Here is a 22,837-nt window from a genome sequence, read left to right on the forward strand (position 1 = left end):
GCTTTGGTCATGACGACGCACCGGCTGGTTCCCACGGCCTGGCACAATGTGCTGGGCACCGTGCCACCGGCGCTGACCATTGCCGACGGCGACAGCGTCGTCACCGAAACGATCGATGCCGGTGGTGTCGACAAGGACGGGGTACAGCGCTGGCCCGGTCCCAATCCGATGAATGGACCAATCTTCGTTGACGGCGCCGAGCCGGGCGATGCGCTGCAGGTCGACATCATCAGGATGACGCCGGTGCGTGAGAACGGCTGGACCCGCGCCGTGTTGGCCGCCAATGTGGTCGATCCCGAACGGGTGCGCGACCTGCCGCCGCGCGATCGGGCCGATTGGATCATTGATGCCGACGCCGGCACGGTGCGGCTGGAACGGCCCGTGCCGGGCCTGGAACATCTGGTGCTGCCGCTCGAGCCGATGATCGGCTGCTTCGGTGTCGCGCCGGGCCTTAGTCAGGCCTTTTCGACCGCCACCAGCGCCGAGAACGGCGGCAATATGGATTATCGCGGCTTCGGACCGGGCTCTCGTGCCTGGTTCCCGATTGCCGTGCCTGGAGCACTGTTCTTCCTCGGCGATTGCCACGCCATCCAGGGCGATGGCGAGATCGTCGGCACCGGCGTCGAGACCGCGATGGAAGTCGAGATTCGGCTGAGCGTGGTCAAGAACCGCAGGCAGGTTTGGCCGCGCGGCGAGAATGCCGATGCGATCTTTACCGTGGGCAATGCGCGCCCGCTGGAGCAGGCGTTGCAGCATGCCACGACCGAAATGCTGGACTGGTTGATGGGTGACTATGGGCTGTCCGCGGTGGCGGCCAGCCATCTGCTGGGGCAGGTGGTGCGCTACGACGTCGGCAACGTATTCGACCCGGCCTATACGATGGTCTGCAAGGTCGAGAAGAAGTGGCTGCCGAAGCGGTAATAGTGCCACGCCCTCGTGGTGAGGTGCGCTTCTTCAGCGCCTCGAAACACGAGGGCGTGGCAGGGTGGCACCTAAATAAACAAGGGCGCGGTTTGCACCGCGCCCCTTTTTCATTTCCGATGGCGAAAACCTTACAGCGAGCGCTGTACGGTCTCGACGCGGAAGCATTCGATGACGTCGCCGGCGCGCATGTCTTCGTAGTTTTCGAAGGCCATGCCGCATTCCTGGCCGGTCTGCACTTCCTTGACTTCGTCCTTGAAGCGCTTGAGCGTCTTGAGCTTGCCTTCGTGGATAACGACGTTGTCGCGGATAAGACGCACGCCGGAGCCACGCTCGACCATTCCTTCGGTGATCCGGCAGCCGGCGACCTTGCCGACCTTGGTGATCGTGAAGACTTCGAGGATTTCCGCGTTGCCGATGAAGGTTTCGCGACGTTCGGGCTTGAGCAGACCGCTCATCGCATTCTTCACGTCATCCACGAGATCGTAGATGATGTTGTAATAGCGGATTTCGATGCCGTCGCGGGTGGCCAGGTCCGTTGCCTGCTTGTTGGCACGGACGTTGAAGCCGATGACGATGGCGTTCGAAGCCGAAGCCAGGGTCACGTCGGATTCGGTGATACCGCCCACCGCGCTCATCAGGATCTGCGCCGACACTTCGTCGGTCGAGAGCTTGTTGAGCGAGGCCACGATGGCTTCGACCGAACCCTGCACGTCGCCCTTGATGATCAGCGGGAACTTGGCAATGCCGGCCACCTTGAGCTGATTCATCATCTGCTCGAGGCTGGTGGCGCCGCCGCCGGCCGTCTTTTCACGGATAGCGCGCTGACGATATTCGGTGACTTCGCGGGCCCGCGCTTCGGTCTCCACGACCGAGAAGCGGTCGCCCGCCGATGGCACGCCGGTAAAGCCCAGCACTTCCACCGGAATGGACGGACCGGCTTCCTTGACCTGCTCGCCCTTGTCGTTGATCAGGGCACGCACGCGGGCAAACTCGGTGCCGGCGACGAGAATGTCGCCGATCGCCAAGGTACCGCGCTGCACCAGCACCGTTGCAACCGCACCGCGACCGCGATCGAGCTTGGCTTCGATCACGAGGCCTTCGGCGCGGCCATCACGGGCCACGCGCAGCTCGAGCACTTCGGCCTGCAGCAGGATGGTTTCGAGCAGCTTGTCGAGACCGGCCTGCGTCTTGGCAGACACTTCAACGTCCAGCACGTCGCCGCCCATCGATTCCACGAACACTTCGTGCTGCAAGAGCTCGGTGCGGACGCGGGTCGGGTTGGCTTCGGGCTTGTCCATCTTGTTGATGGCCACGATGATCGGAACACCAGCCGCCTTGGCATGCTTGATGGATTCGATCGTCTGCGGCATGACGCCGTCATCCGCCGCCACGACCAGCACCGCGATATCGGTGGCCTGGGCGCCGCGAGCACGCATGGCGGTGAACGCCTCGTGGCCCGGAGTGTCGAGGAAGGTGATTTTCGCACCGTTCTTTTCGACCTGGTAGGCGCCGATATGCTGGGTGATGCCACCGGCTTCACCACTGACGACATTGGCTTCGCGGATCGCGTCGAGCAGCGAGGTCTTGCCGTGGTCGACGTGACCCATGATGGTCACGACGGGCGCACGATCGGTCAGATCCTCGGCCTTGTCGTCCGCCGGGATGTCATAAAGGCCGGCTTCGACGTCCGCATCGCTGACGCGCTTGACCGTATGGCCCAGTTCAGCCGCGATGAGTTCGGCGGTGTCGGCATCCATCACATCGTTGATGGTGGCCATGGTGCCCTGCGCCATCAGCATCTTGATAACGGTGACAGACCGCTCGGCCATGCGGTTGGCCAGTTCGGCCACCGTAATGACTTCGGGGATGATCACCTCGCGCTGCAGCTTGGGCGCTTCCTGCTGGTTGCGGCCCATCTTCTTGTCGCGACGGCGACGCATGGCGGCGAGGGACGGGCCCTTGTCGCGATCGTTTTCCGTGGTCGCACTGGAAACGGTCAGGCGGCCACGAGCGCTGGCATCGTCACCGGCACGGCGCGTCGGCCGCTCCGGCGTCGCACGCGAAGCGCGGCGGGCATTTTCCAATTCGGCTTCTGTCGTGGGACGGGCCGAAGGAGAAGCGGTGCGAATCTTGCGGCCATCGGCCTCATTGGGGCCGGCGGGCGGCACATTGCCGATCGGAGCCATGCCTGCGCCGGCAGGACGACGCTCGCCCGGCGGCCGCGTGGCGGTACCCGAAGGTCGTGCGCCAGGAGCACCTGGGCGGGCACCCGGAGCGCCTGCGGCGCCCGGCTTGATAAAGGCATTGGCACCGCGTTCGCTTTCCGGGCGGGTATTGCTCGGTCGGTCGGTACGCATCGGGCGCGGCGGCTGGCCCGGACGGCCGGCAACCACACGCACGCTGGACGGACCGGCATTGCGCTGCGATGCGGGCGGCGCAACCGGTGCTTCCTCGGCAGCGGCAACAGCAGGAGCAGCCGAAGTGGCTTCTGCTGCAGGAGCGGCTGCGGCAGGGGCCTCGGCGGCTGGTGCTGGCGTTTCCGCAACTTCGGGTGCTGCGACCGCGGCTTCGCCGGCGGCGCGTTCACGCTCGGCCTGCTCGGCTTCTTCGCGGACCTGGCGGCGGCGCGCATCTTCCTCGACGCGACGGGCCTCGTCGGCCGCAAAGCGTTCCTGATCCTCGGCCGCACGAGCGCCGGCCAAGGCCAGAGCGCGCTGGCGGGCTTCGGCTTCCGCAGCCGACAGGCCCAGTGGCGCACGCTGCTGCTGGGCTGGCCGGCCCAGTGGTGGGCGGCTGCCTAAATTGCTTGGCGCGGCCGATTGCGGCCGCTGAGGCGCACCCATCGGAGCATTCGGCTTGGGCACCAGGCGGGTGCGCTTCTCAACAACCACCGTCGAGCGGGAAGGACCGCGCGACATGCCCGGACGGTTGCCCAGGCCTGGGCCACCCTTCAGTGTCAGCGTCTTCTTCGCGCTAGTGTCTTCGGTGCGATTGTCGTCGTTATCAGCCATGTATCTCGCGTCTTTCGTCGGTGGCCTCGGGCAAAAGGTCACCGTCAACCGCTGCGCGGCCGGTGTCCATTTCCGTTGGTTTGGCAGCATAAAGGGCCAGTTTGCGGGCCTTTTCCACTGCCGATTGGGCTGCTGCCCCTCTTGTGAGGGCAGCATGTATCACATTTTCAAGCCCGAGTGCCAAACCCATTTGCTCAGAGGTGAGCAATTCGAAATGGGGCACGCTAAAGCCGTCCATGCCTTCTTCTTCCGCCGCGTAATGCAGGGCCTTGAGCGGTCCTACCATCTTGCTGCGACCATCCTCGGCGGCGTCGGTCGCGGTGATCAGGGCGATCAGATCGCCCGTCCTTATCAATCCCTGCACCTTGGTGGCGCCGAAGATGATCTGGCCGGCCTTGCGAGCCATGCTCAGCGCGTTGAGATAGCGCTGTTCGAGCCGCAACTGCGTCAAGCCAGGCAGGTCGTCCGGCACGGTCACCTCGGTCTTGAGGCTGCGGGCAAACACCTTCTTCTTGACGGCTTCGGCGACCAGCTCGCGGTTGAGGCTGATCCAGACGCCACGGCCCTCGGCTTTCGCCTCGGTATCGGGCACCAATACGCCATCGGGGCCAAGCACGAAACGAATGAGCTCTGCCACGGGCTTTTCCGCCCGTGTCAGTGCGCACATCCGCGTCGTTTCTTCGCGCCGGGCCATCTGGTCCCTCGCTCCGAAACGGCCTAAGCCGTCGCCTCGTCAGCAGCCAGTTCTTCTTCCTGCAGCTGCGGCAGGTCTTCCTGGTTGATCCAGCCGGCCTTGATGCGGGCCTGCATGATCATGTCTTCGGCTTCTTCGCGCGACACCGGGAAATCCTTGAAGGTGCCTTCGAAGCGCTTGGTTTCGCCATCCTTGCGTTCGCTCCAGCCGATCAGATCGTCTGCAGCGCAGCCGGCAAAGTCTTCCACCGTCTTGATGTCTTCCTTGCCCAATGCGACCAGCATGGACGCGGTGAGGCCGGCGATCTCATAGAGTTCGTCCTCGACGCCGAGCTTCTTGCGCTCTTCGTCATGGGCCCGATCGATGGCCGCCAGGTATTCGGCGGCACGGTTCTGGATTTCGCCGGCAGTTTCTTCGTCGAAGCCATCGATCGACGCGATTTCGTTGGCGTCAATATAGGCCAGTTCCTCGACGGTGGAGAAACCTTCGGAAGCCAATAGCTGGGCAACCATCTCGTCAACGTCAAGGGCCGCCATGAACAGGCTCGAGCGCTCGGTGAATTCCTTCTGGCGGCGTTCGCTTTCTTCCTGCTCGGTCAGGATGTCGATATCCCAGCCGATCAGCTGCGAAGCGAGGCGCACATTCTGGCCGCGGCGGCCAATGGCCAGCGACAGCTGTTCATCGGGCACGACGACTTCGATGCGCTCGGCCTGCTCGTCGAGCACCACCTTGGCGACATCGGCCGGCTGCAAAGCCGAAACCACGAGGTCGGCAATGGTGTCGGTCCACGGGATGATGTCGATCTTCTCGCCCTGCAGTTCGGCGACCACGGCCTGGACGCGCGAACCGCGCATACCGACGCAGGCGCCGACGGGATCAATCGAAGAGTCCGACGAGGTCACGGCGATCTTGGCGCGAGAACCCGGATCGCGAGCGATCGAACGGATGGTGATGACGCCATCGTAGATTTCAGGCACTTCCTGCATGAACAGCTTGGCCATGAACTGCGGATGGGTGCGGCTGAGGAAAATCTGCGGGCCGCGCTGTTCGCGGCGCACGTCATAGACATAGGCGCGGACGCGATCGCCATAGCGGAACATTTCGCGTGGGATCAGCTCGTCGCGGCGGATGATGGCTTCGCCACGACCCAGGTCGACGATGACATTGCCATATTCGACGCGCTTGACGGTACCGTTGACGATCTCGCCGATGCGGTTGAAGTATTCGTCATACATGCGCTCGCGCTCGGCATCGCGCACCTTCTGCACGATGACCTGCTTGGCCGACTGCGCGGCGATACGGCCGAATTCCATCGGCGGCAGCGGCTCGGTCAGGAAGTCGCCGATCTTGGCTTCGGGCGACTTGAGCTGGGCGCGCTTGAGATCGATCTGGCGGCTGTTCTCTTCGATGACCTCGACGATTTCGAGCAGGCGCCACATGCGGGTTTCGCCCGAGCGCGGGTTGATCTCGACCTTGATCTCGGTCTCGGCGCCGTAGCGGCCCTTGGCGGCCTTCTCCATGGCGTCCTGCATTGCCTCGATCACGACCATGCGGTCGATCGACTTTTCACGGGCAACGGCATCTGCAATCTGCAGCAGCTCGAGGCGGTTCGCGCTCACAGCCATTTAATGGATCTCCTCGGAGTCATCAGTATCGTCGTATTCGACAGTTTCAGTATCGTCGTCGTCGATGGGGTTCGCTTCCTGGTCGAGGCGCGCCTTTTCCATCAGGGCATCGGTCATCACCAGCTTGGCTTCGGCAATGGTCGACAGCAGCAGGCGATGGTCAGGATCGGTCCCGGCCGGGGCGTCGGGCAGGGTGATCACCACCGCTTCGTCATCGGCAGACTTGATGAAGCCGCGGAAACGCTTGCGGCCATTGATCATGTCTGACAGTTCGATCTTGGCCTCGTGACCGACATAGGCGACGAAGTCACGGCGGCGCACCAGAGGCCGGTCGATGCCGGGGGAGCTGACCTCGAGGTGATATTCGCGATCAATCGGGTCTTCGACATCGAGCACCGGCGAGAGGTCTTTGCTCAGCGCTTCGCAGTTGACGATGGTGAAGCGCCCGTGCTCGTCCTCGGCCATGATCTGCAGCGTCATGCCGTTTTCCTGGGTGATCTTCACTCGGACCAGGGCAAAGCCGAGACCATTGGCCACCGGCTCGACAATGCGGGAAACCCGGGCTTCGAGGCCGGTTTCCTTGATAAAGCGCTTTTCGGAGAGATCGAAGCTCATCGGTCTTTCTGGGTAATAAAAAAGAGCGGGGCCGGGCGGCTCCCACTCTGCAAACTTGCTGAGATGTTGGCGCCTGTATAGCGCCGAAGGCCGGATGGCGCAAGGTGTCAGCAAAGTCGCGACTTACCGGCCCGCGCTGCCCGGTCGCCGCGTTGCACTTCCGGATTTGCGACACCGACCGAGCCGCAGCGAAGTTTTTTGCGATTCTTCGAAAAAATTCTGCGTAGCTCTTGTTTCCGTCGGGGTGATCAAATCTGGGGCGAGCGGGGTCTCGTGGCCGCCTCTTTGCCTATGCGAAAAGCGGTCCCGCACGGCGCAAAGCCCGGCGCGGCCGAGCGGCACATCAAGGGTACGTAGTTGCCTGGAAGAAACCTGGGTTCCTTGGAAACCCTTGATATCTTTGATAAAACTCTGGCGACGAAGATGCGAAGTTCAAGGGCAAGATTCATGGAAATCGTCACTTGAGGGTTTGCCGGGGCAGGATCATCTCCGGGGTGTTCAAACGAAAGGAACACCTGAAATGATCAAGAACATTGTACTCGCCGTCGTCGCCGTCGCTTCCGTTTCCGCCGTTGCCCTGCCGGCTTATGCCGGTACCGGCATCACCCCCGTCTTTGGTACGGGCGACAATGACGACCAGGACTGGGTTGCCAGCACCATCGTCGACCGTCTCAACGAACAGGGCGTCAATGCCACGTCGGTGGAAAACTGGGGCGGCCTGATCCGCGCCTATGTGACCCTCGAAGACGGCTCCGAAGTGATGCAGTTCTACACCCCCGGTTCGCTGAACCAGGTTTCGCTCTAAGCGTGCCGCACATGGCGCCGCCGGTTCGCCGACGGCGCCTGTTGTCTCACTCGGCGTGGATGAGCCGGATCACCGGCTCGCCACCCGAGGCGTCGAAGCGCTCGCGGGCGGCCAATACGCGCTTCCGATTGCGCTCGGCAAAGGTCCTGAGGCCGTCGGCCAGGTCCAGCAATTCCAGGCCGAGTTCGGTCAATTCGTAATCGACGCGCGGTGGAATGGTGGCGAACATGGTGCGGGTGATGAACCCGTCGCGTTCCAGCTCCCGCAGCGTCACCGTCAGCGTCTTCTGGGAAATGCCCGAGGCATGGCGCTTGAGTTCGTTGAAGCGCAGCGTTTCGCTCCGCAGCAGCGTGACGATGGTCAGTGTCCACTTGCCCGGCCGCGCCATCAGCACGTCCTCGTCATCGTGGTGAACGCGGCTGGATTGAACAGACATGGCAGGCCCCGACGCTGATAATCGAAGTCCGCATATGGGGCGCGATTGCGGCGGTTCCAGAGCGGCAGATCATTAAACTTTGACATGCCTGCCATGCCGGCGTGCCGCCTAAACTCGCGTGAAACTCAGGTAGAAGCTGATCATGCGGCCTTCGCGGCGGGCCTTCTGCTCGTAGCGGGTGGCTTCCCAGCCGGGATAGGGTTCATGCCAGCCGCCCGGCCTTTCCGGCGCAAAACGGAAGGCCGGCGCCCTTACGATATGGGCCAGGGTCCAGTTGGCATAATCCTCGATATCGGTGGCGAAGTGGAACACGCCGCCAGGCCGGATCACCCGCGCCAGCTCGGCCAGCGTGGTGGGCGATACGAACCGCCGCTTGTGATGACGCGTCTTTGGCCAGGGATCGGGATAGAGCAGGTAGACTTCGTCGAGCGAGGCGTCGGGCAGCTCGACCAGGAGTTTGAGCGCATCGTCGGTGAAGAGGCGAATATTGCGCAGCTCCTGGGCGGCGATGGCCTGCACCATCTTGCCGATACCGCCGGTGAATACCTCGCAGCCGATATAGCCGGTATCCGGATGCCTGCTGGCTTCGAGCGCCAGGTGTTCGCCGCCGCCATAGCCGATCTCGACGATGATCCTGTCCGCATCGGGAAACAGCTCCCGCGGGTCAAGATGTCCGCTGAGCTTGATTTCAAGGGCGGGCAGGGTGGCGTCAAACACCGCCTGCTGGCCGCCATGCAATTTCTTGCCGGAGCGGCGGCCGAAAAACGCGCGCGGCGCGCCGGAACGCGTTTTTGGCAGTTCGTGGGACAAGGCTGTTACTTCACCGCAGCCTTGAGGGCGCTGACCAGGTCGGTCTTTTCCCAGGAGAATGAGCCGTCACGGCCGGCCTTGCGGCCGAAATGCCCATAGGCAGATGTGCGGGCATAGATGGGTTTGTTGAGATCGAGATGGGTGCGGATGCCGCGCGGGGTGAGGTCCATCACCTTGGACAGCGCATTCTCGACCACCGCTTCGTCCACCTTGCCGGTGCCGTGCAGGTCGACATAGATCGAGAGTGGCTGCGCCACGCCGATGGCATAGCTGAGCTGGATCGTGGCACGATCGGCAAGGCCAGCCGCGACCACGTTCTTGGCGAGGTAGCGCGCGGCATAGGCCGCCGAACGATCGACCTTGGTCGGGTCCTTGCCCGAGAAGGCGCCGCCACCATGCGGGGCTGCGCCGCCATAGGTGTCGACGATGATCTTGCGACCGGTGAGGCCAGCATCGCCGTCGGGGCCGCCGACCACGAACTTGCCGGTCGGATTGACGTGCCAGACGGTGTCCTTGGTGATCCAGCCCTCGGGCAAAGCCGAGCGGATATAGGGCTCGACGATCTTGCGCACATCGGCCGAGCTCAGCGAGGCGTCCAGGTGCTGGGTCGACAGCACGATCTGGGTGACGCCGACCGGCTTGCCGTCTTCGTAGCGCACGGTCACCTGGCTCTTGGCATCGGGGCCGAGCACCTTGGCCGGGCCGGTGCCTTCCTTGCGGGCCAGGGTCAGCACTTCGAGGATCTTGTGGGCGTAGTAGATTGGCGCCGGCAGCAGTTCGGGCGTCTCGCGGCTGGCATAGCCAAACATGATGCCCTGGTCGCCGGCACCAACATCCTTGTTGTCCTTCTCGTCGACGCCCTGGGCGATATCGGCCGACTGGCCATGCAGCAGCACGTCGATCTTGGCGATCTTCCAGTGGAAGCCGGCCTGTTCGTAGCCGATGGCGCGGATGGCCTTGCGGGCGGTGGACTTGAACTTGGACGGGTTGACCACCGGGTGGCCGGCGGCATCGAGCAGCACCTTGCCGTCCTTGCCCTTCTTCAGCAGCGAATCGGGCACGCGCACCTCGCCGGCAATGACCACGCGATTGGTGGTGGCCAGCGTCTCGCAGGCGATGCGGACCTTTGAGGGGTCCATGCCGGTCTTCTTGGCCTCGCGGAACACCAGGTCGACGATTTCATCGCTGATCCGGTCGCAAACCTTGTCCGGATGGCCCTCGGAAACCGATTCCGAAGTGAAGAGATAAGAAGACCGTGCCAAGCGAGAATCCCCTGAACTTGCCGAAAATCGCTCAAAACGAGCTATTCTGAGGGGTTTGTGACATCCATAGCCATGCGGGTCAAGGCGGATATAAAGAAAGCTTGATATGTGGTGACCTAATTTCGGAGCAGGAATTGGCGCTGCTCGCGTGCGGCACCGGCCGGGTTGCTTTGCTGGCGACAAGGGCCCACAGTAATAATCGGTCGCAATGCGCCAGACATTCCTATTCATTGTAGCTGTTCATACCTGCCGGGTCTGGCTTTCGCACCGCGAGCCGCCGGCATGAGGGCCATTTTTCATGGCAAGCCTCCCGCCGTCTGCCGACGCGGCCTCGAGCCTCATGCTCGCGATCGTCATCACATCGAACACGCCAATCATCCTGCTGGATCGCGACCTCAGAGTCGTGGCGGCCAGTGCCTCATTCTGTTCCGCCTTTGGCCTCGACCCCGCCAGCGTGCCGGGAAGCCTGCTGGCCGAATTGGGGGGCGGTGAGTGGAACGTGGCTCAGCTCATGGCCGGGCTGGTATCGGCGATGTCTGGAAAATCTGCCATTAACGGCTACGAGATGGCCCTGAAGCGCACAGGTCAGGGCGACCGTGACCTGGTGCTGGAGGCTCATCGTCTTCACTACGGCAAGGATGAAGACATCCGCATCATGCTGTCAGTCGTGGACGTGACCACCGCCAAGGCGGCCGAGAAGCTGAAGGACAATCTGCTGCGCGAAAAGGCCATCCTGCTGCAGGAACTGCAGCATCGGGTGGCCAACAGCCTGCAGATCATCGCCAGCGTGCTGATGCAGAGTGCCAGTACCAGCGGGTCCGAGGAGGCTCGCGGTCAACTCAACGACGCGCATGACAGGGTCATGTCGGTCGCCAGTCTGCAGCGCCAGCTGGCAGCGTCGCGGCTGGGCGATGTCGATCTGCGCAGCTACTTCACCGACCTATGCCGCAGCATCGGCGCGTCGATGATCCGCGACCGCTCCAAGATCAGCATCGAGGTGACATGCGATGACAGCGTCGCGGTTTCCGAAGTGTCGGTCAGCCTGGGCCTGATCATCACCGAACTGGTGATCAATGGGCTCAAGCATGCCTTCCCGGCGAAACGAAAGGGCAAGATCGTCGTCGACTATCGCTCTGATGGAGCGGATTGGACCCTGACCGTTTGCGACGATGGCGTTGGCATGCCGACATCGCCCGGCAGCGCCAAGCCGGGACTGGGGACCAGCATCGTCGAAGCTCTGGCCAGGCAGCTGGGGGCCGCAATCGTCGTGACCAATGCCAGACCAGGCACCCATGTCGCTGTTGAACACCTGGATATCGTCGATCTGGCGCCAAGGCTGTCGCTCGCAGCTCACTAGACGTATACACGGCGCCACAAACCGGAAAAGCAAAAGCCCCGGTCGTGACATCTGTCACGACCGGGGCTTAAAACTTGGTGCCCAGAAAAGGACTCGAACCTTCACACCTTGCGGTACACGGACCTGAACCGTGCGCGTCTACCAATTCCGCCATCTGGGCAGGCGCGGTGTAACTAGGGGCAGCGCCGGACGATGTCAACCGGCTTTCGCAATGGCGTCACAATGCGTTGGCCGGAGACGCAAGCCGTTACCAGTTGGCCCCGTCCCAGTGCTTGATGCTGCTGCGGTCGACCAGGGGCATGTCGTCCAGGCAGTTGACGTTGATCATCACCAGCTCGTTGCCCTTGCCGTCGCTGCCGCGGGCGAAGGATTCGATGCCGCAGGTCTTGCAGAACAGATGGTCGATGGTTTCGGTATTGAAATGGAAGAGACTGAGATTGTCCTCACCGCTTTCGAGCGTGAAGTCGGCTGCCGGCACCGACTGCATCACCCAGCCCAGGCGCTTGCAGCGCGAGCAGTTGCAATCGCCCATCGAGGCGAGGTCGGTGGTGGCGGTGTAGCGGACGGCGCCACAGTGACAGTGGCCTTTGTAGGTCTTGCTTTCGGACATGGGGCATTCCTCACTCTGTGTAGAACGAAACAAGAACATATACCTGCGCGAGTCAAGCCGATTCCTGCCTCCGGCCCTCGACAGTGGCGCTCGCCTTGCGATAGAAGCGGCACCAGCAAGCCCTCGCTCCGGAGCCTTTGAAAATGGACAATCTCGACCGCAAACTCGTCACCGTCTTCGGTGGCTCGGGCTTTGTCGGCACGCAGATCGTGCAGCAGCTGGCCCAGCATGGTCATCGCGTGCGCGTCGCGGTGCGCCGGCCGGACCTGGCGGGGCACCTCAAGACGCTGGGCACGGTCGGGCAGATCGTGCCCGTACAGGCCAATATCCGCAACGCGAACTCGATCCAGCGCGCCGTTGCCGGCGCCGATATCGTCATCAACCTGACCGGCATCCGCAACGAGCGTGGCGCGCAGACCTTTCAAAGCGTGCATGTGGATGGCGCTGGCGCCATTGCGCAGGCGTCCAAGGCTGCCAAGGTCAAGGCGCTGGTGCATATGTCGGCGCTGGGTGTCGATAGCGCCGCCAGCGTCAGCGCCTATGCATCGTCCAAGCTCGATGGCGAAGCCGCCGTGTTCAAGGCCTTTCCGGAGGCAGTGGTGCTGCGCCCGTCGATCATCTTCGGCAAGGGCGACGGTTTTTTCAACCTGATGGGCGCGCTGGCCCGCTTCTTCCCGGTCCTGCCGTTGATCGGCGGCGCATCGCGCTTCCAGCCGGCCTATGTCACCGATGTAGCCGCCGCTTTCGTCGCCGCAGGCGAGGGCAAGGTCAAGACCGGTCGCGTCTATGAACTGGGCGGGCCGCAGGTCGAAACCCACAAGCAGCTGATCGAGCGCGTGCAGCGCGAGACGCAGCGCAACCGGCCGATGCTGCCGCTGCCGGCGGGCATTGCCAAGCTGCTGGCGCTGCCCTTCGCCATCCTGCCGTTCCCGCCGCTGCTGACAGCAGACCAGGTGGATTTGCTTGGCCAGGACAATGTCGTGTCCGAGGCCGCCATCAAGGACAAGCGGACCTTTGCGGCGTTCGGGATCACGCCGGTCGCTATGGATACGATCCTGCCGAGCTATCTCTACCGCTATCGCAAGCACGGCCAGTTCGACCGTGACGTGCCGGTGGTCGATAGCTCCGCCAGCTAGGCCCTATTCGGCAACGATGACCAGGGCCAGACCGCCCAGGATCGTCAGCAAGCCATAAAGCCAAAGCCCGACCGGCCCTTTTCGCCGTTCGGGCTTTTCGCTGTCTGCGGGCTTGGCTGGCTATTTGGTATTACGCATGATCTCCTCCGTCATGGAATAACCCGTATCGCTTAACGCACAAGTCGGCGCCAAGTTCCCTGATAACAGCGCAGTGCTGCCTAGACTTTGAGCGGCTCAAAAACAATCGTAAGATATATCTTGAAAATGCCGAAATCAGCACCGATCTTGGTTGTCAATGACATCAAGATATATCGGAGACTCATCATGAATGGATATTGGAGAAACGGCGAGCCCAACTGGCGCCGCATGGAAGCCATGGCGCGCCGCGGCTGGGGCCGCTTTTCGGCCGGCATGGAAGGCGGCGAGGGCTGGGGCAATATGGGCGGCAATTTCCGCATCGGTCGCATGCTGGCCTCGGGCGACCTGCGTCTGGTCGCGCTGTTCCTGATCGAGCAGCAGCCGCGCCACGGCTATGACCTGATCAGGGCCATCGAGGAAAAGTCGAACGGCTTCTATTCGCCCAGCCCCGGCATCGTCTATCCGGCGCTGACCTTCCTTGAGGAAGCGGGCTACGTTACCTCGCAGGTCGATGGCAACAAGAAGCTCTATACCATTACCGACGAAGGACGGACGCATCTGGCCGACAACCGCGAGGCGATCGAATCGACACTGGGCTTCCTGGCCAAGGCCGGCGAGCAGATGAACCGCTTCCGCGAATTCGCCAAGGCCGACTGGCCGTTCACCCGTGACGAGAACGGACCCGGCTTTGGTCCGCGTCGTGGCGGCTCTCATGGCTCACATGGCGGCCGCGACGAGAGCGGCTCGTTCGACCGCGCCGATCGCGACCTCAAGGATGTGGCGCCCGAGCTCAACGATGCCCGCAAGGCGGTCAAGGCCGCCATCAAGAAGGCCCGGTCCGGTTCGCATGAGCAGCATCTGAAAGCGGCCGAGATTCTGCAGCGGGCAGCTGCGGAGATCGAGGCTCTGGGCGAAGACGACGTCGACATCTGAGGACGGCTCACCCTCTCCCCTTGCGGGAGAGGGTGGTTCTTCCGCGTTCAGCGGAAGAACCGGGTGAGGGGTTCTGCCGTGAGCTAACTTGCGACGCCATACCCCTCATCCGCCCTTCGGGCGCCTTCTCCCGCAAGGGGAGAAGGCGAAGGACCAAACTCTCCTTGGCCCACATTGTCTTCCCCCCAGATTCCCGGCATGCTCGCCCCAACCAAGGTAACTCGTTGAGGGAGAAGCCGAATGAGCCTGTCAGAGCGCGACCGCCAACTGGGCATGGATCGCCCGATCACGAGGCGCGATTTTCTCAACGGCGTGGCTTTGGCCACGGCCGGGATCGCGGCTACGGCGCTGATGCCGGGCGCGGCGCATGCGCAGGGCAGCGCCTATCCACCCAAGATCGCCGGCCTGCGCGGGCATAGCGAAACCGCGATGAACATCATGCATGCGGTGCGCGACGGCACTTTCTGGGACTCGGCGCCCGCGGTGAGCGACACCGGCGAAAGCTACGATCTCGTGGTCGTCGGCGGCGGCATTTCGGGGCTGTCGGCGGCGCGGCTCTATCAGCGGCAGGCGCCGGGCGCCAAGATACTCATCCTCGAAAACAATGACGATTTCGGCGGCCATGCGCGGCGCAACGAATTCGTCGCCAGCAATGGCAAGACCATTCTGGGATATGGCGGCAGCCAGTCCTTGCAGACGCCGACCTATTTCTCGCCGCTGGTCAAGGATGTGCTCGCCGATATCGGCGTGCAGGTTGAGAAGTTCGAGGACTACTACGACGAGAGCTGGCACGAGGATCGTGAGCTGGGCGACGCCATCCTGTTCCGCAAGGAGGATTGGGGCACCGCGTCGGACACGCTGGTGGTGACGGCGGAGACAGCAGCGGAATGGGTGCCGAATACCCCGCTCAAAGACGCGGCCAAGGCCAATCTCATCGAATTGATCGACGCGCCACCCGACTACCTGCCGGGCAAGAGCCGCGAGGAGAAGCTGGAGCTGCTGTCGCAGACCACCTATGCCGCCTTCCTCACCGAGATCTGCGGCTACGACGCCGAGCTGGTGAAGTATTTCCAGCATTCCACCGAAGCCTATTTCGGCATGGGCATCGAGGGTACAACGGCGCTCGATGCCTGGGGCAACTGGAATCCAGGCTTTGACGGCATGGACCTGGGCGACATGCCCTACAAGACCATGAGCCCGTCCGGCCGCTTGGCGCTGACTGATCCGGACCCCTACATATATCACTTCCCCGACGGCAATGCCGGGGTGGCGCGCTCGCTGGTGCGGACGCTGATCCCTGACGCGCTGCCGGGTTCGACCATGGAAGACCTGGTGACGACGCCGGTCGACTACGCGCTGCTCGATGTGGCGGGCAATGATGTCAGGCTTCGGCTCAACGCGTCGGTGGTGCGGGTCAAGCATGACGGCGATCCGGCAAATGCCGAGAGCGTGACGCTGACCTATCTGGAGGGGGAAAGCCTCAAGACGGTGAAAGCCAACCAGGTGGTGCTGGCCTGCTGGCACCGGATCATCCCCTATCTCACTGACGAGCTGGGCGAGGCGCAGATCACCGCGCTGCAGGACCAGCATAAGGTGCCGCTGATCTATACCAATGTGCTGCTGCGCAACTGGGAGGCCTTGGACAAGGCCAAAATTGCCGGGATCAGCGACGTCACCGGCTTCTGGGGCGGCGCCGAAATCGATTTCCCGGTGTCGATGGGCGACTACAAGTTTGCCGACACGCCTTCCGACCCGATCATTCTTCATCTCTCGAAAATTCCATTGACCGGCGATCCGGCCATGTCGGCGCGCGAGCAGGCGCAGGCGGGGCGCTATGAGCTGACGGGCATTTCGTTCGAGGATATGGAGCGGGAAATCCGCGACATGCTGGATCGGGCGCTGGGATCGTTCGGCTTCGATGCGGCCACCGATATCGAGGCGATCACCTGCAACCGTTGGAGCCATGGCTATGCGCTCGAATATATGCGGCCCTGGGACAGCTATTGGCCCGACGGTCCGCTGCCGATCGAGACGGCGCGCCAGCCCTGGGGCCGCATCGCCATCGCCAATTCAGACTCCGGCGCCTATGCCTATGTCCATTCCGCCATCGACCAGGCGGCGCGGGCGGTGCATGACCTGCTCGGCGACAAGGCGACGCTAACCGACTACAGCAAATTCCCCGGCCCGCCGCGCGAGATGGTGGGGCTCTAGCGCCAGAGCCCCAGGATCAGGCCCATCACGGCAAAGCCGACAGTCAGATAGCCGCCGTTGATCAGGAAATAGCTCAGCGGCCGGCGCTCGAACAGGGTGAGCACACCGACGCTGAGCGCGGCCCAGCCGAAGCCGGCGGCAACGGCAGCGCCGATGGCAAAGCCGAGTGTCGTCTCGGGGCCGGCGATGAAGAAGGCGAGGTTTGCCGCCATGATCAGGGTGAGGATGAACGCCACCCCGAAGATCACCGCTGGACTGCCGCGCGCCACGTCCTGGTCGCTGAGATTGGCGGCGCGGCGCCAGGCCTTGTCGAACAGCAGGGGCGAATACCAGATGCCGCCGATGACGAACATCGACAGCGCCGCGGCGATCACCGCCAGCCAGTTGACGATAGGCATGCTTGAATATCCCCCGATTTGGTTGAGCCGATCATGCCGGGATGCCGCGGTCTTAGTCTTGTAAATTTCCGCAATCCGGCGCGACGACAATGGGCAGGAAATCGGTGAGCCCGGCATAACGGGCCGCGTAGGCGCCGGGCGTCATACCGGCAAAGGCTACGAATTCGTGGCTGAGATGGGATTGATCAAAGTAGCCTTGGGCGCCTGCAAGATCGGCCCAGTCGGGTTCCATGCCCGCGGTCAGGCCGCCAATGACGCGCTGGAAGCGGCGCATGCGGGCATAGTGCTTGAGGCTGGTGCCCAACCAGCGTCGGGTCAGCAGCTGGATGTGGCGCTCGGAGCGGCCGGTTTCTTCCACCAATGCCCGGATTGGCAGGCCACCCGTCTCGATGCGGCGGGTGAGGTGCACGATCAGCGGATCGCGCCTCGCCGCACCGCCGCTGCGCTCGAGCAGCCAGCTCTCCGCCAGGGCGAACATCGCCTGCGGATCACGCCCCGACAGCACGCGGTCGCGCAGGCTGGTGGCACTGCTGCCCAACACCGCATCGAGCCCGAACACGCTGTCGGTGAGCGCATCGGTCGGGGCGCCGATGAAGGGCATTGCGCCGCCGGGCGTGAAGGCGATGACCAGCATCTCCGCCATGGCCTGCGCCTCGATGACGATGGGCCTGCCATGCACGCCAGAAATCCACGCCTTACGGAAATCGTCGCCTGCAGTGGTGGTCTCGTCGCGGAACAGCCGCTTGGGGCGGTCGGTGAGATCGACCACGAGCTCCATCATGCCATCGGGCAACAGCTTCTCGCGCTGGAAATCGGGCATGAAGCCGGAAAAATGGATCATCGCCGCGACACAGTCGCTGAGATGCGGACCCGGACGGTGCACGGTCATTTCCATGATGGCAGCAAATCCCTGCGCCGGGCTGCTGACAAGACCCTTCGCAGTGATCGGCTGACATGTTAGCTCTTGGGCATGCAGCAAGCCGTCCTCTCCGCCCCACCCCTTCACCAGAAAACCCCCGACCGGCAGGCGGCCGGAGAGCGGGTTGCTGCGCGGCTCAAGGGCAAGGTGGGCGGCCGGATTCATACTGATCCGCTCATGACTTACGCCTGGAGCGGCGATGCCAGCTCGTACCGGCTGATCCCCGCCGTGGTGGTGTTCATCAATTCCGAGGACGAGGTGCGGGCGGTGATGGCCGCGGCGCGGGCGGAAAAGCTGCCGATTACCTTTCGGGCGGCCGGAACGTCGCTGTCCGGGCAGGCGGTGACCGATGGGGTGCTGGCGGTTTTGGGCGATGGCTGGCGCAAGCTCGATATCCATCCTGACGCCGAGCAGATCACACTGGGGCCGGCGATCATCGTGGCCAATGCCAACAAGGCGTTGAAACCGTTCAACAAAAAGATCGGCCCCGATCCGGCCAGCCAGGCCACCTGCAAGATCGGCGGCGTGGTCAACAACAACTCGTCGGGCATGTGCTGCGGGGTGGCGCAGAACACCTATCATACCATGGCGCGGCTGCGGATCGTGCTGACCGACGGGACGATGCTCGACAGTGGCGATGCGGCGAGCCGCGATGCGTTTCGCGCCAGTCATGCCAGCATGCTGGAGGGCTTGCACCGGCTGCATCACGAGGTGATGGCTGATCCGGACCTCGTGACGCTGATCCGCAAGAAATACCGCATCAAGAATACGGTCGGCTATTCGCTCAATGCGCTGGTCGACTATCACGACCCGCTCGATATTCTCATTCATCTGATGGTGGGGTCGGAGGGTACGCTCGGTTTCGTCTCCGAGGTAACCTACAACACGGTGCCCGAGCATCCGTTCAAGGCGACCGCTTTGGTGCCCTTTCCCGATCCGCAATCGGCGGGGCGGGCGATCATCGAGATGGCCAATGGCGGGGTGCAGGTGACGACAGGTGTCACGGCGGCCGAATATATTGAGCGGCGGGCGCTGGCGACGGTGGAGCATTTGCCACCGATGGCGCCGCTGCTGCCGTGGTTGACGGACAATTCTCCGGCCGTGTTGATCGACGTGACGGCGCCTGATGCGGCGACGCTGGCGGCTGAGACGGACAAAGCCTTAGCCCTGCTGCGCCGGCATGGCGCGACGCATGTCGATTTTTCGACCGATGAGGTCAGAAGCCACGCTTTGTGGGACATCCGCAAGGGCTTCTTTGCCACCGGCGGCGCGGCGCGGCCTAAGGGCACAGCGATGATGACCGAGGACGTGGCGGCGCCGATTGAGCGCCTGGCTGAGTTCGTCGTCGCCATGCGGGGACTGCTCGACGACCACGGCTACGAGGACGCGATCATCTTCGGCCATGCGCTGGCGGGAAATCTGCATTTCCAGATGAGCGACGACTTTTCCAAGCCGGGTTCGGCGGAAAAATTCGATATGTTCTCCAAGGCTTTGAGCGACCTCGTGTCGGTGCAGTATGGCGGCTCGCTCAAGGCCGAGCATGGCACCGGCCGGGCCATCGCACCCTTTGTCGAGGCCGAATGGGGCAGCAAGGCCTATGCGCTGATGTGGCGGATCAAGGCGCTGTTCGATCCCGAGGGGCTGCTCAATCCGGGCGTGCTGCTCAACGCCGACGACAAAGTGCATATCAAGCATCTCAAGGTCATGCCGCCGGCTGACGAGCTGGTCGATCTCTGCATCGAATGCGGGTTCTGCGAGCCTGCCTGTCCCAGCCACCAGATGACGCTGTCGCCGCGCCAGCGCATCGCCGTGACCCGCGAACGAGAACGGCTGCGGGCCAGCGGCGAGGATGATGCGCTGCTCAAGCGCATGGACGAGGATTTTCAGTATCCCGGCCTCGACACCTGTGCGGCCTGCAATCTGTGTTCAGTGCGCTGCCCTGTCGGCATCGAGACTGGGACCATGATCATCGGGCAGCGGGCGCAGCGGCGCGGCGGCACAGCAAGGTCGGTGGCGGGCTTTGCGGCCGATCATCGCGGCGCGGTCGAGAGCATGATGCGCGGTGGGGTGGGCCTGGCCGATGTCGCGCGCAAGGTGGTTCCGGCGTCTGCCGTGGAAGCCATCACCGACACGGCGCGGCGGTTGACCGGCAACCATGTGCCGCGCGTGTCGCGGGCCTTGCACCACGGACCCGGTGCGCCGAAGGTCGCGCCGAACCGACAGGATCCGCGCCAAACCGGTTTCCCGGTGCCCATCGCCCAGACCGGGCGGCAATCGATCGTCTATTTCCCCAGCTGTGCCACGCGCATGTTTGGCGCGCCCAAGACCGAGCATGACCTGCTCGATGCGCCTGATGCGATGCTGGCGCTGTTGGAGCGGGCGGGGTTTGACGTGATCGTGCCCGAGCATCTCAATGGCCAGTGCTGCGGCCAGCCGTTCCAGTCCAAGGGCTTTCCAGAACAGGCCGCCAGCGTTGGTGGCGAGCTGAAGCGCGAGCTGTCGGCTTTGTCGGATGCCGGGCGGCTGAGCGTGGTCACCGACGCTTCGACCTGCGCCAAGCATCTGCGCGAGTTTCCCGGCGATGCGCCGGTGCTGGATTCCGCGCAATTCCTGCTGGCTCAGGTGCTGCCCAGGCTAACCGTGACGCGCAAGCTGCCCACCGTGGCGGTGCATCACAATTGCTCGGCACAGCGACTGGCCGAGCAGCCAATGACCGAGGCCATTGCTGCCGCCTGCGCCGACAAGATTGCGGTGCTGAGTTCGGTGACATGCTGCGGCTATGCGGGCGACAAGGGATTGTTCTTCCCCGAGCTTAACGCGCATGCGACGCGCTTTGCCAAGGTCGATATCCCGGCTGGATGCACGCTGGGTGTGTCGACCGTGAGCACCTGTGCCTCGGGCCTCAGCGAGCATGCCGGTGTGCCTTTCGTGGGTCTGGCGAGCCTGCTCGAATGGGCCAGCCGACCGCTCGCCTAGTCCGTTTTTCTTGTGCTAGGCTCAGCGCGCGGCGTGGAGATGGGACATGCGAGCATTTTTGAGGACACTCCTGGCGGTAGCACTCCTACTGGCCAGCTACCCGGTTAGCGTGGCGCAGGCCGCGTTCTCGCCCAAGCAGATGGGCCCCGAATGCGTGGAGATTTATCGCGACTGGCTGACGCAGCCATCGCCTCGCGCCTTTGCGCTATCCACCAACAATGTCGACTGCGGCGCCGCCTGGGCGCATACGACAGTTGATGAGGCGCGCACCGACGCTCTCGACCGCTGCAACAGCACCGGCGCACCCGGTTGCGTCGTCGTTGCCGAAGATGCGACGCCGCTGCCCAGCGTCACGGTGGGCGACGCTGTGCTGATCGGCGACTGCACGGCCGACTACGCGGTCTGGCTGGAGCAGGCAGGACCCAAGTCGTTCTACGCGACGGAAGATGGCCGCAGCTGCGGTTCGGCCTGGAGCTACGACACGCTGCAGCAGACCCGCAAGGAAGCGCGACGGCTCTGTGTGCAATATGGCGACCCTTGCACGGAAATTTCGGTGGTGGAGTAGCGGTCGGCCTATGGCAGGTTGCCACGCCCTCGTGGTTCGAGGCTCGCGAAGGGCTCGCACCTCACCATGAGGACTACTGATACTCCGAACTAACAACAGCCTCATGGTGAGGTGCGCTTCTTCAGCGCCTCGAACCACGAGGGCGTGGCGCAAGGCGGGGTGACCTTTGGGTGCAAACCGGTTACTGAAGCCGCAGCAAGCCCCGGACACCAATGACCATCACTGCCACCATTACCAGCCTCGGCCATAAGGGCGAGGGTGTTGCCGAAATCGAGGGCCGCAAGGTCTTTGTGCCGCTGACGTTGCCCGAGGAAGTCGTTGAGATCGACGTCGAGGGCGAGCGCGGCACGCTGCGGGGCGTGGTGACGCCGGCGGCCAACCGCATCGAGCCCTTCTGCCCGCATTTTGGCGCCTGTGGCGGCTGCCAGCTGCAGCATATGAACCGACCAAGCTACGAGGCCTTCAAGATCGGCTTGGTGGAGACGCCGCTGCATTTCGCCGGCATCGACGAAAGAGTCAGCCGCTTCATCGATGCATCGGGCGATGGCAGGCGGCGGGCAACCTTGCATGCGCGGCGCGAAGGCGCTGGCTATATGCGGCTGCGCAGCCATGAGGTGGAAGACCTCGATACCTGCCCGATCCTGGTGGCTGGGCTGGCCAAGGCGCCCGATATCGCGCGGGCCGTGATGCAGGCGGTGGGTGAGGCCGATGTGAGCTTCGCCGCGACGCTATCAGGGCTCGACGTTGCTATTCGCAGCGAGAAAAAGCAGGCGCGGGCCGACCGGGTGGCGCCGCTGGTGCAGCGCTTCAAGCTGGCGCGACTGGCGCTCAATGGCGAGATGGTGCTGCAGGCGCAGCCACCGATCGTGCAAATGGGCAAGGCGCAGGTGGAACTGCCGATCGGCAGTTTCTTGCAGGCGACGGAAGCAGCCGAGCAGGTGCTGGCTGACTATGTGCTCGAGGCGGTGGGCAAGGCCAAGACCGTGGCCGACCTGTTCTGCGGCGTTGGTCCGTTTGCGCTGCGGCTGGCAGAGCAGCGGCCGGTGGCGGCCTTCGATAGCGACAAGCCCGGCATTGCCGCCCTCGAAAAGGCATGGCGCTTCACCAAGGGCATCCGTGAGGTGACGGCCAAGGCGCGCGACCTGTATCGCGAGCCGCTGACCCAGTTCGAACTGCCCTATGAAGCGGTGGTGCTTGACCCGCCGCGCGCCGGCGCCGAGGCGCAGGTCAGGGAATTGGCCAAGTCCAAGGTCAAGACGGTGGTGATGGTTGCCTGCGATGCGCGCACCTTTGCCCGCGATGCGGCCATTCTGGTTGGTGGCGGCTACAAAGTGGGCGGAATTGTCGCAGTCGACCAGTTCTCCCAGTCTACGCACATCGAGATTGCTGCCACATTTCGCCGCTAGGCAGGT

19 protein-coding genes and 1 tRNA gene are annotated in these 22,837 nt (G+C 63.5%); 9 read left to right on the forward strand and 11 right to left on the reverse strand.

The window, feature by feature from the left end; translation table 11 throughout:
- Positions 1-9 precede the first annotated feature (9 nt).
- Positions 10-921: an acetamidase/formamidase family protein gene (locus IM737_RS13360; RefSeq protein ID WP_236894452.1), complete on the forward strand. Its 912-nt coding sequence runs from the start codon at positions 10-12 to the stop codon at positions 919-921.
- A 131-nt stretch (positions 922-1,052) separates the two neighbouring features.
- On the opposite strand, the gene infB is transcribed toward IM737_RS13360, so the two are convergent.
- From infB to rimP, 4 genes are read right to left on the reverse strand one after another with little or no spacing between them, the layout of a single operon-like run.
- A complete protein-coding gene (infB, locus tag IM737_RS13365; RefSeq protein WP_236894453.1) occupies positions 1,053-3,935 on the reverse strand; it encodes a translation initiation factor IF-2 in 2,883 nt (960 codons plus the stop codon).
- Positions 3,928-4,629 (reverse strand): RNA-binding protein, encoded by a 702-nt coding sequence (locus tag IM737_RS13370; protein WP_336886204.1) that lies wholly within the window; start codon positions 4,627-4,629, stop codon positions 3,928-3,930. The genes infB and IM737_RS13370 overlap by 8 nt, the downstream gene beginning before the upstream one ends.
- A 23-nt stretch (positions 4,630-4,652) precedes the next feature.
- Complete coding sequence (gene nusA / locus IM737_RS13375; RefSeq protein ID WP_236894454.1) at positions 4,653-6,254, reverse strand: transcription termination factor NusA; 1,602 nt, start codon at positions 6,252-6,254, stop codon at positions 4,653-4,655.
- On the reverse strand, positions 6,255-6,869 hold the full coding sequence (gene rimP / locus IM737_RS13380; protein WP_236894455.1) for a ribosome maturation factor RimP: 615 nt from the start codon (positions 6,867-6,869) through the stop codon (positions 6,255-6,257).
- Between the two features lie 520 nt (positions 6,870-7,389).
- Here rimP and IM737_RS13385 point away from each other — a divergent pair.
- Positions 7,390-7,674, forward strand: coding sequence for a hypothetical protein (locus tag IM737_RS13385; protein WP_236894456.1), 285 nt, complete (start codon positions 7,390-7,392; stop codon positions 7,672-7,674).
- 46 nt (positions 7,675-7,720) lie between these two features.
- Here IM737_RS13385 and IM737_RS13390 read toward each other — a convergent pair whose 3' ends face one another.
- From IM737_RS13390 to metK, 3 genes are all read right to left on the reverse strand, one after another.
- A complete protein-coding gene (locus tag IM737_RS13390; protein WP_236894457.1) occupies positions 7,721-8,110 on the reverse strand; it encodes a winged helix-turn-helix transcriptional regulator in 390 nt (129 codons plus the stop codon).
- Between the two features lie 108 nt (positions 8,111-8,218).
- Positions 8,219-8,920, reverse strand: a complete 702-nt coding sequence (trmB, locus tag IM737_RS13395; protein ID WP_236894458.1) for a tRNA (guanosine(46)-N7)-methyltransferase TrmB — start codon at positions 8,918-8,920, stop codon at positions 8,219-8,221.
- A 5-nt stretch (positions 8,921-8,925) separates the two neighbouring features.
- A complete protein-coding gene (gene metK / locus IM737_RS13400) occupies positions 8,926-10,182 on the reverse strand; it encodes a methionine adenosyltransferase (RefSeq protein ID WP_236894459.1) in 1,257 nt (418 codons plus the stop codon).
- A 298-nt stretch (positions 10,183-10,480) separates the two neighbouring features.
- Here metK and IM737_RS13405 point away from each other — a divergent pair, with 298 nt between their 5' ends.
- The gene (locus IM737_RS13405) at positions 10,481-11,539 is read left to right on the forward strand and encodes a sensor histidine kinase (protein ID WP_236894460.1); all 1,059 of its coding nucleotides are present in this window, start codon (positions 10,481-10,483) and stop codon (positions 11,537-11,539) included.
- Positions 11,540-11,614: 75 nt separating this feature from the next.
- Here IM737_RS13405 and IM737_RS13410 read toward each other — a convergent pair.
- Positions 11,615-11,699, reverse strand: a tRNA-Leu gene (locus IM737_RS13410).
- Positions 11,700-11,786: 87 nt separating this feature from the next.
- Positions 11,787-12,149 (reverse strand): GFA family protein, encoded by a 363-nt coding sequence (locus tag IM737_RS13415; RefSeq protein ID WP_236894461.1) that lies wholly within the window; start codon positions 12,147-12,149, stop codon positions 11,787-11,789.
- Positions 12,150-12,292: 143 nt separating this feature from the next.
- Here IM737_RS13415 and IM737_RS13420 point away from each other — a divergent pair, with 143 nt between their 5' ends.
- The 3 genes from IM737_RS13420 (at position 12,293) to IM737_RS13430 (ending at position 16,567) form a co-directional block, all read left to right on the forward strand.
- Positions 12,293-13,285: a complex I NDUFA9 subunit family protein gene (locus tag IM737_RS13420; RefSeq protein WP_236894462.1), complete on the forward strand. Its 993-nt coding sequence runs from the start codon at positions 12,293-12,295 to the stop codon at positions 13,283-13,285.
- A 324-nt stretch (positions 13,286-13,609) separates the two neighbouring features.
- Positions 13,610-14,356 carry a PadR family transcriptional regulator gene (locus IM737_RS13425; RefSeq protein ID WP_236894463.1) on the forward strand — a complete coding sequence of 249 codons (747 nt, stop codon included), beginning with the start codon at positions 13,610-13,612 and terminating at the stop codon, positions 14,354-14,356.
- A gap of 240 nt (positions 14,357-14,596) precedes the next feature.
- A complete protein-coding gene (locus tag IM737_RS13430) occupies positions 14,597-16,567 on the forward strand; it encodes an NAD(P)-binding protein (RefSeq protein WP_236894464.1) in 1,971 nt (656 codons plus the stop codon).
- On the opposite strand, the gene IM737_RS13435 is transcribed toward IM737_RS13430, so the two are convergent.
- Complete coding sequence (locus tag IM737_RS13435) at positions 16,564-16,965, reverse strand: DUF1761 domain-containing protein (RefSeq protein ID WP_236894465.1); 402 nt, start codon at positions 16,963-16,965, stop codon at positions 16,564-16,566. The genes IM737_RS13430 and IM737_RS13435 overlap by 4 nt on opposite strands.
- A gap of 52 nt (positions 16,966-17,017) precedes the next feature.
- Positions 17,018-17,944, reverse strand: a complete 927-nt coding sequence (locus IM737_RS13440; protein WP_236894466.1) for a DUF6597 domain-containing transcriptional factor — start codon at positions 17,942-17,944, stop codon at positions 17,018-17,020.
- On the opposite strand from IM737_RS13440, the gene IM737_RS13445 reads away from it, so the two are divergent.
- The 3 genes from IM737_RS13445 (at position 17,936) to IM737_RS13455 (ending at position 22,831) form a co-directional block, all read left to right on the forward strand.
- Entirely contained in the window at positions 17,936-20,860 is a 2,925-nt protein-coding gene (locus IM737_RS13445) for an FAD-binding and (Fe-S)-binding domain-containing protein (RefSeq protein WP_236894467.1), read from the forward strand. The genes IM737_RS13440 and IM737_RS13445 overlap by 9 nt on opposite strands.
- Positions 20,861-20,906: 46 nt before the next feature.
- Complete coding sequence (locus tag IM737_RS13450; protein ID WP_236894468.1) at positions 20,907-21,425, forward strand: DUF4189 domain-containing protein; 519 nt, start codon at positions 20,907-20,909, stop codon at positions 21,423-21,425.
- 212 nt (positions 21,426-21,637) lie between these two features.
- Positions 21,638-22,831 carry a class I SAM-dependent RNA methyltransferase gene (locus IM737_RS13455; RefSeq protein ID WP_236894469.1) on the forward strand — a complete coding sequence of 398 codons (1,194 nt, stop codon included), beginning with the start codon at positions 21,638-21,640 and terminating at the stop codon, positions 22,829-22,831.
- Positions 22,832-22,837: the final 6 nt, after the last annotated feature.

This window comes from Devosia sp. SL43, assembly GCF_021729885.1.
Taxonomy (GTDB): Bacteria; Pseudomonadota; Alphaproteobacteria; order Rhizobiales; family Devosiaceae; genus Devosia.

Coding starts and splice junctions, on each gene's coding strand:
- IM737_RS13360 (WP_236894452.1), top strand. CDS start 10: ATGACGACGCACCGGCTGGTTCCCACGGCCTGGCACAATGTGCTGGGC.
- infB (WP_236894453.1), bottom strand. CDS start 3,935: ATGGCTGATAACGACGACAATCGCACCGAAGACACTAGCGCGAAGAAG.
- IM737_RS13370 (WP_336886204.1), bottom strand. CDS start 4,629: ATGGCCCGGCGCGAAGAAACGACGCGGATGTGCGCACTGACACGGGCG.
- nusA (WP_236894454.1), bottom strand. CDS start 6,254: ATGGCTGTGAGCGCGAACCGCCTCGAGCTGCTGCAGATTGCAGATGCC.
- rimP (WP_236894455.1), bottom strand. CDS start 6,869: ATGAGCTTCGATCTCTCCGAAAAGCGCTTTATCAAGGAAACCGGCCTC.
- IM737_RS13385 (WP_236894456.1), top strand. CDS start 7,390: ATGATCAAGAACATTGTACTCGCCGTCGTCGCCGTCGCTTCCGTTTCC.
- IM737_RS13390 (WP_236894457.1), bottom strand. CDS start 8,110: ATGTCTGTTCAATCCAGCCGCGTTCACCACGATGACGAGGACGTGCTG.
- IM737_RS13405 (WP_236894460.1), top strand. CDS start 10,481: ATGGCAAGCCTCCCGCCGTCTGCCGACGCGGCCTCGAGCCTCATGCTC.
- IM737_RS13415 (WP_236894461.1), bottom strand. CDS start 12,149: ATGTCCGAAAGCAAGACCTACAAAGGCCACTGTCACTGTGGCGCCGTC.
- IM737_RS13420 (WP_236894462.1), top strand. CDS start 12,293: ATGGACAATCTCGACCGCAAACTCGTCACCGTCTTCGGTGGCTCGGGC.
- IM737_RS13425 (WP_236894463.1), top strand. CDS start 13,610: ATGAATGGATATTGGAGAAACGGCGAGCCCAACTGGCGCCGCATGGAA.
- IM737_RS13430 (WP_236894464.1), top strand. CDS start 14,597: ATGAGCCTGTCAGAGCGCGACCGCCAACTGGGCATGGATCGCCCGATC.
- IM737_RS13435 (WP_236894465.1), bottom strand. CDS start 16,965: ATGCCTATCGTCAACTGGCTGGCGGTGATCGCCGCGGCGCTGTCGATG.
- IM737_RS13445 (WP_236894467.1), top strand. CDS start 17,936: ATGCAGCAAGCCGTCCTCTCCGCCCCACCCCTTCACCAGAAAACCCCC.
- IM737_RS13450 (WP_236894468.1), top strand. CDS start 20,907: ATGCGAGCATTTTTGAGGACACTCCTGGCGGTAGCACTCCTACTGGCC.
- IM737_RS13455 (WP_236894469.1), top strand. CDS start 21,638: ATGACCATCACTGCCACCATTACCAGCCTCGGCCATAAGGGCGAGGGT.